Annotated in this window: 5 protein-coding genes; 1 reads left to right on the forward strand and 4 read right to left on the reverse strand. The window is 74.7% G+C overall.

The annotated features are described in order from the left end of the window. Positions 1-61: 61 nt before the first annotated feature. Positions 62-1,702 (reverse strand): AMP-binding protein, encoded by a 1,641-nt coding sequence (locus PSR1_RS08840; protein WP_059437239.1) that lies wholly within the window; start codon positions 1,700-1,702, stop codon positions 62-64. A 120-nt stretch (positions 1,703-1,822) separates the two neighbouring features. Beyond that, on the reverse strand, positions 1,823-2,791 hold the full coding sequence (locus tag PSR1_RS08845) for a quinone oxidoreductase (RefSeq protein ID WP_059437240.1): 969 nt from the start codon (positions 2,789-2,791) through the stop codon (positions 1,823-1,825). Between the two features lie 106 nt (positions 2,792-2,897). On the opposite strand from PSR1_RS08845, the gene PSR1_RS08850 reads away from it, so the two are divergent. Beyond that, on the forward strand, positions 2,898-4,139 hold the full coding sequence (locus PSR1_RS08850) for a hypothetical protein (RefSeq protein WP_059437241.1): 1,242 nt from the start codon (positions 2,898-2,900) through the stop codon (positions 4,137-4,139). Here the strand turns inward: PSR1_RS08850 and PSR1_RS08855 are convergent, their stop codons facing one another. Both PSR1_RS08855 and PSR1_RS08860 read right to left on the reverse strand, forming a co-directional pair. Next, a complete protein-coding gene (locus PSR1_RS08855) occupies positions 4,140-5,189 on the reverse strand; it encodes a 2-oxoacid:ferredoxin oxidoreductase subunit beta (protein WP_059437242.1) in 1,050 nt (349 codons plus the stop codon). A 2-nt stretch (positions 5,190-5,191) separates the two neighbouring features. Beyond that, a complete protein-coding gene (locus PSR1_RS08860) occupies positions 5,192-7,030 on the reverse strand; it encodes a 2-oxoacid:acceptor oxidoreductase subunit alpha (protein ID WP_059437243.1) in 1,839 nt (612 codons plus the stop codon). Positions 7,031-7,408 lie beyond the last annotated feature (378 nt).

Genomic DNA, 7,408 nt, shown 5'->3' on the forward strand with positions numbered 1-7,408 from the left:
CGGGGAGGGAGGCGGGCGCCCGTGGCCCGGACGGCGGGCGGCGCGTCCGCCGCGCCGGCGCTCAGGCGGTCTCGATGGAGGCCGCCTGCTGCAGCCCCAGCTCCTGGATGGCCGTCTCGCGCATCTTGTACTTCTGGACCTTGCCCGAGACCGTCATCGGGAACCCGTCCACGAACTTGTAGTACCGCGGGATCTTGTAGGTCGCGATCTTGCCCTTGCAGTAGGCGCGGATCTCCTCGCCGGTGAGCGAGATCCCGGGCCGCAGCTTCACCCAGGCCATCAGCTCCTCGCCGTACTTCACGTCGGGCACGCCGATCACCTGCACGTCGGAGACGCCCGGGATCGTGTAGAGGAACTCCTCCACCTCGCGCGGGAAGATGTTCTCGCCGCCGCGCAGCACCATGTCCTTGATGCGCCCGACGATCTTCACGTAGCCGTGCTCGTCGATGGTGGCGAGGTCGCCCGTGTGCATCCAGCGGCCGTCGTCGATGGCGCCGCGGGTGGCGTGCGGATCGTTCCAGTAGCCGAGCATCACCGAGTAGCCGCGGGTGCACAGCTCGCCGGGCGTCCCGCGGGGCATCACGCGGCCGGTGGTGGGATCCACGATCTTGATCTCGACGTGCGGGTGGACCTGCCCGACGGTGGTCACCCGCTTCTCGATGGGATCGTCGGTCCGCGACTGCGTGGACACCGGCGAGGTCTCGGTCATGCCGTAGCAGATGGTGACCTCCGGCATGTGCATGTCCTTCTGCACCCGCTTCATCACCTCGATCGGGCAGGGCGAGCCGGCCATGACCCCGGTGCGCAGCGAGGAGAAGTCGAAGGTGTGGAACTCGGGGTGGTCGAGCTCCGCGATGAACATCGTCGGCACGCCGTAGAGTGAGGTGCAGCGCTCCTGCTGCACGGTGCGCATCACCGTGACCGGGTCGAAGTTGTCGAGCGGGATCACGATGGTGGAGCCGTGGCTGGTCGAGGCCAGGTTCCCGATCACCATGCCGAAGCAGTGATAGAACGGCACCGGCAGGCAGACCCGGTCGGTCTCGCCGTAGCCGAGGTACTCCCCGATGAAGAAGCCGTTGTTGAGCAGGTTGTGGTGCGAGAGCGTCGCGCCCTTGGGGAACCCGGTGGTGCCGCTCGTGTACTGGATGTTGATGGGCTCGTCGAACTGCAGATCGCGCTCGAGCCGGGTCAGCTCCTGCTCGGAGAGGCGCAGCGCGTCGTGCTTCAGCGCGCCCCACTCGTCGTCGATCACCAGGGTCTGCCGCAGCTCCGGGCAGCGCAGCCGCACCTCGCGCACCATCGCCACGTAGTCGGCGTTCCGGAACGTGCGCGACAGGGCCAGCATCGACACCCCGGACTGCTTCAGCGCGTACTCGAGCTCGTGCACGCGGTAGGCGGGGTTCACGGTCACCATGATCGCGCCGATGCGCGCGGTGGCGTACTGCCAGACCACCCACTCGTACCGGTTCGGCGCCCAGATGCCGACGCGGTCGCCCTTCTTCACCCCGCGCACCAGCAGCCCCCGCGCCACCAGCGACGTCTCCTCCCAGAACTGCCGGTACGTGGCGCGGTAGCCCTGGTACACCGAGACCAGCGCCTCGCGATCCGGGAACCGCTCGACCGTGCGGCGCAGGTTCTCGCCGATGGTCTCGCCGAGGAGCGGCGTGGTGGACGGTCCGCTGACGTAGGACGGTGCGGTCAAGGCGCTGCCTCCGGGGGAAACGGGGGCGGAATCCTAGACGCGCGCGGGCCCGCGGGGAAGGGTGTGCGTGCGCGACGCCGCGCGTCAGCGACGACGGGTGCGAGCGGCGCGCACCGCCGGCTACGGCTCGAGCACGAGCGAGCCGGTGGTGGCGCGCGCCTCCAGCGCCCGGTGCGCCTCGGCCGCCTGCGCCAGCGGCAGCGCCCGGCCGACCTCCACCTTCACCGCCCCGCTCCCGACCACCTCGAGCAGCTCGGCGGCGCTGCGCTCCAGGTCCGCGCGGCGCGCCACGTAGGTGAACACGCTCGGCCGCGTGAGGAACAGCGAGCCCTTGCGCGAGAGCAGCAGCGGGTCCACCGGCGGCACCGGCCCGGAGGCGTTGCCGAACGTGACCATCATGCCGAGCGGCCGCAGGCAGTCGATCGAGCCGGCGAAGGTGGTCTTCCCGACCGAGTCGTACACCACCGGCACGCCCTCGCCGCCGGTGAGCTCCCGCACCCGCGCCACGAAGTCCTCGCGCGTGTACACGATGACGTGGTCGCAGCCGTGCGCGCGCGCCAGCGCCGCCTTCTCGTCGCTGCCCACCGTGCCGATCACGGTCGCGCCGAGCGCCTTCAGCCACTGGATCGCGATGAGCCCCACCCCGCCCGCGGCCGCGTGCCACAGGACCGTGTCGCCGGCCTTCACCGGATAGGTGCGCCGGATGAGCACCTGGGCGGTGAGCCCCTTCAGCATGGCGCCGGCGGCGGTGCGGTCGGAGATCGCGTCCGGCAGGCGCACCAGCCGGTCCGCCGGCACCACCCGCGCCTCGGCGTAGCACCCCGGGCCGCCGACGAACGCGACCCGGTCGCCCGGGCGGACGTGGTCCACGCCCGCGCCCACCGCCTCCACCCGCCCCGCCGCCTCGACGCCCAGGCCGGACGGGAGCTGCATCGGGTACAGGCCGGAGCGGTGGTACACGTCCACGAAGTTCACGCCCGCGGCGCCGATGCGGAGCCGGGCCTCGCCCGGCCCGGGATCACCGACCGTCACATCCTCCAGCTTCAGGACCTCGGGGCCGCCGTGCTCGTGGAACCGGATCGCGCGCATGCGTCCGTCCTAACCCGCCCGGCCCGAGTTCGCAGCGCCCGGTTCGCCGCAGGCGGGGCGGGCAGGCGGGCAGGCGCGGGCGGGGCGGCGTGCCGAGATTCGGCCCGTGCGCACCGCCCTCCCCGCCGTGCTCGCCCTCTCGCTCGCCTGCGGAGGGGGCGGCCCCGCCCCGACGCCGGCCGCGGCCCAGCCCCCCGCGGCGCCGGACCCGGCCCCCGTGCCGCCGTCCGCCGCGCCGTCGGCCGCCCTCACCATCGAGCGGCTCGACGCGGCCGGCGAGTGCGCCGGGCTCGTGCCGCAGGACGCGCCCGAGCCGGTGGCCATCTCGCGCGACCTGCCGGCGGGCGCCACCTGCGGCCCCGCGCTGTCCGACGGCGCCGGGCAGGTGGCGGCCTCCGCGCGCGACGCCGCCGGCGGCGCCAGCTGGCAGGTGTTCGACGCGGCCGGCGCGCCCGGCCGCACGTTCCCGGCCTGGCCGCTCCTGGCGCAGCCCTCGGGCTGGCTCGGCCTGGTGCAGGACGACGCCGCGCCCGGCGGCCCGGCGGTGCGGGTGATCGCCCTGTCGGGCGACGGCGCCCCGCTGCGCGCCGAGACCGTGTCGGCCGATCCGGCCGAGGCCGTGCTGCGCGGCGCCGGCCTCGCCGGCGACCCCTCCGGCGGCGCGCTCGCGCTGGTCGCCGACACCGCCGTCGCCGGCAACCACTGGAGCGCGCTCCACGCACAGCGCTTCGACGCCGCCGGCGCGCCGCGCTGGGACGCCCCGGCCCGCCTCGGCGCGCGCAGCGAGCCGGACGTGACGTTCCTGGTGGGCGGCGTCTCCCGCGGCGGCGAGGCGCTCGCGCTGTGGCAGCGGTCGGCGTCCGTGGACGTCGCCTGGCTGGGTCCCGACGGCGGCGCGCTCGCCGCCGCCGAGCTGGCGGAGGGCGCCGCGGCGCTGACGGGCTCGGACGCGCCCCGGCACGACCTCGAGCTGGTGCCGCTCCTCGACGGCGCGCTCGCGCTCCGCGCGGACGGCGCCTTCCGGCGCGTCTACCCGCGCCTCGCCACCGCCAGCGCGCCGCTCCCCGGCTGGCTGGCCGGGCGCGCGGCCTGGACGCTGCGCCTCACGCGCGGCGACGCCGGCTACGCGCTGCTCCCGCCGCCCGGCGAGGCCGCGGCCGACTGCGCCCAGGCGGTCGAGCTGCGCGCGCCCTCGGGGCGCCTCTGCGGGCGGATCTGGCTGCGCCGGCCCGGCGCCGGCGCCTGCACCACCGGCGCGGTGGAGCAGGGCTGGGACGGGACGGTGGCGCAGCAGGACGCGCAGGGCGCCTGCCGCTGGCGCGTCTGGCCGCGGCTGCTGGCGCGCTGATCAGCGCAGCGACGCCATGATCTCCTCGAGCACCGCCGGCGGCGGCCGCACCCGCGCCTCCGGCAGCGTCGCCAGCGGCGCGTCCACCGTCCGGAGCTGGTCGGTCAACGTGGCCGCCTTCGCGTCCACGAAGAACACGCCGGTCAGCACCTCGCCGCGCGCGGACGCCTCCATCAGCCGCGCCACCGCGCGGGTGCGGTCGCGCGGGTCGAACCCCTCCTCCAGCTTCCGGAGCCGCAGGTGCGCGCCGTCGTGCAGCTCGACGTCCACCGTGGTGCCGGGATCGTAGTCCACCGCCACGTCCTCGTGCGCCGGCACGTACGACAGCTCCTGCAGCGGCGCGTCGTGCTCCTTCACGTAGGCGAACGAGCGCGTCGAGCCCTCGTGGTCGTTGAAGGTGACGCAGGGCGAGAGCACGTCGAGCATGGCGGTGCCGCGGTGCGAGATGGCCGCCTTGAGCATGGCCGAGAGCTGCCGCTTGTCGCCGGAGAAGGAGCGGCCGACGAAGGTGGCCCCGAGCTGGACGGCGAGCGCGCAGGTGTCGATGGGCGGCAGCTCGTTCGCGACGCCGCTCTTCAGGCGCGAGCCGACGTCGGCGGTGGCGGAGAACTGGCCCTTGGTGAGGCCGTACACGCCGTTGTCCTCGATGACGTAGAGGATGGGCAGGTTGCGCCGCATGAGGTGCGCGAACTGGCCGATGCCGATGGAGGCGGTGTCGCCGTCGCCGGACACCCCCACCCCGACCAGCGTCCGGTTCGCGAGCAGCGCGCCGGTCGCGACCGCCGGCATGCGCCCGTGCACGGCGTTGAACGCGTGCGAGCGGCTCATGAAGTAGGCGGGGGTCTTGGACGAGCAGCCGATGCCGGAGAACTTGGCCACCCGCTCCGGCGGGACGCCCAGGTCGAACATGGCCTCGAGCAGCCGCTCGGAGATGGAGTTGTGGCCGCAGCCGGCGCACAGGGTGGTCTTGCCGCCCTTGTAGTCCGCGAGCGCGAGGCCGAGGCGGTTCTGCCGCGCGGCGGCGCCGCCGGGGGGAACGGGAGCGGCCATGGTCACCTCGCCTCCTTCGCCAGCAGCTCGTCGGTCACCGAGCGCGCGTCGAGCGGGAGCCCGTGCACGTGGGCGATGCCGCGCAGCCGCGGCACCAGCTCGGTGGGGAGATCCAGCTTCAGCAGCGCGGCGAGCTGCCCGTCGCGGTTCTGCTCCACCACGTAGACCCGCTCGTGCGCGCGCACGAACGCCTCCACCTCGCGCGAGAACGGGTAGGCGCGGACGCGCAGGTAGTCGGTGTCGAGGCCCGCCTCGGCGGCGAGCTGCGCGCGCGCCTCCAGGATGGCCGGGTGCGAGGACCCGTAGGCGAGGATGCCCACCGGCGCCGTCCCGCCGCCGTGCCGCTCCGGGGCGGGCAGGAGCGCCCGCGCGCCGTCGAGCTTCCGCGCCAGCCGCGCCATGTTCTCCTCGAAGACGGCCGGGCTCTCGCTGTACGCCGACGCGTCGTCGTGGCCGGTGCCGCGCGTGAAGTACGCGGCGCGCGGGTGATCGGTGCCGGGCAGCGTGCGCCAGCCGATCCCGTCGCCGTCCACGTCGCGGTAGCGGGCGAAGCCGCCCACCCGGTCGAGGTCCTCCTTCGAGAGCACCTTGCCGCGGTCGAGCGGGCGATCGGGGTACGGGAACGGGTCGGCCATCCAGTTGTTCATCCCCAGGTCGAGGTCGGTCATCACGAACACCGGGGTCTGCAGCCGCTCGGCGACGTCGAACGCCGCCACGCCCATGGAGAAGCACTCCTCGACCGAGCCCGGGAACAGCAGCACGTGCTGCGTGTCGCCGTGCGAGAGGAACGCCGTGGAGAGCACGTCGCCCTGCGACGTGCGGGTGGGCAGGCCGGTGGACGGCCCGACCCGCTGCACGTCGAAGATCACGACGGGGATCTCGGCGTAGTAGGCGAGCCCCACGAACTCGGCCATGAGCGAGAGGCCCGGGCCGGCGCTCGCGGTCATGGCGCGCGCGCCCGCCCACCCGGCGCCGATGGCCATGCCCACCGCGGCGAGCTCGTCCTCGGCCTGGACCACCGCGTAGGTGGCCCGGCCGTCCGCGTCCACGCGGTGCTCGCGGAGGTGGCCGATGAGCGTCTCGACCAGCGAGGACGACGGGGTGATCGGGTACCAGGCCACCACGGTAACCCCGGCGAACAGCGCCCCGAGCGCCGCCGCGGAGTTCCCGTCCACGATGATCTTCCCCGCGGTCGCGTCCATGCGCCGGACCGAGAGGCGGTCGCGCTTCTCCAGCGCGCCGGCGTGCTCGAAGCCGGCGCGCGCCGCGGCCACGTTCAGCTCGCGCGCCTTCGCCTTCTGCCCGAACACGCGCCCGATGGCGCGCTCGACCTCGGCCGCCTCGATCCCGAGCAGCCGCGCCAGGACGCCCACGTACGCCATGTTCCGGAGGAGCTTGCGGAGCCGGGCCTCGCTCGCGACCGGCGCGACCACCTCGTCGAACGGGACCGGGTAGAACACGAGGTCGTCGCGCAGCGAGGCGAGACCGAGCGGCGCGTCGTAGACCACCGCCGCGCCCGGCGCCAGCGCGCGCACGTCCTCGCGCGCCGTGTCCGGGTTCATCGCCACGAGCAGGTCGATCTCCTTCTTGCGCGCGACCCAGCCGTCCTTCGAGGCGCGGACCGTGTACCAGGTCGGGAGCCCGGCGATGTTGGAGGGGAACAGGTTCTTGCCCGAGACCGGGATGCCCATCTGGAAGAGCGCCCGGAGCAGGACGGTGTTGGAGCTCTGCGAGCCCGAGCCGTTCGCGGTGGCGACCTGGATGGAAAAATCGTTGACGAGCGGGGAAGCGGCCGCGCGGCCGCCCCCCGCCTCCGCCGCTGCAGTGGTGTGCTCGAGCATGGCGCTCCGGGTGCACGAGAGGTGACGGACCGGAGATAACGGGGCGCGGGGGCCGCGCCAGCCAGCCCCCGGGTCGGTCCCGCTCCGCGACCCGCGCGGGCATCCCGTGCCCGCGTCTCGCGCGACCGTGCCGGCGCACTGGCCCCCCGGTCAGGCCCCCGCGCGCCCGCTCGACCCGGACCGCGCCCGCGGGCATTCCTGCGCGGCCCCGTGCCCGCACCTCGCGGGCGGGCCCGAGAGGACCACCGTGACCCGTCTGCACCTCAGGACCTTCGCCTCCCTCGCCTGCGCGGTCGCGCTGGCCGCCTGCTCCGGCGGCGGTGGCGACGCCCCTTCCGCCGCCCTGCCCGCCGTGGGCGCGCGCGGGGGCACCGGCCG

Source organism: Anaeromyxobacter sp. PSR-1, assembly GCF_000964525.1.
GTDB lineage: Bacteria > Myxococcota > Myxococcia > Myxococcales > Anaeromyxobacteraceae > Anaeromyxobacter.

Coding starts and splice junctions, on each gene's coding strand:
- PSR1_RS08845 (WP_059437240.1), bottom strand. CDS start 2,791: ATGCGCGCGATCCGGTTCCACGAGCACGGCGGCCCCGAGGTCCTGAAG.
- PSR1_RS08860 (WP_059437243.1), bottom strand. CDS start 7,030: ATGCTCGAGCACACCACTGCAGCGGCGGAGGCGGGGGGCGGCCGCGCG.
- PSR1_RS08855 (WP_059437242.1), bottom strand. CDS start 5,189: ATGGCCGCTCCCGTTCCCCCCGGCGGCGCCGCCGCGCGGCAGAACCGC.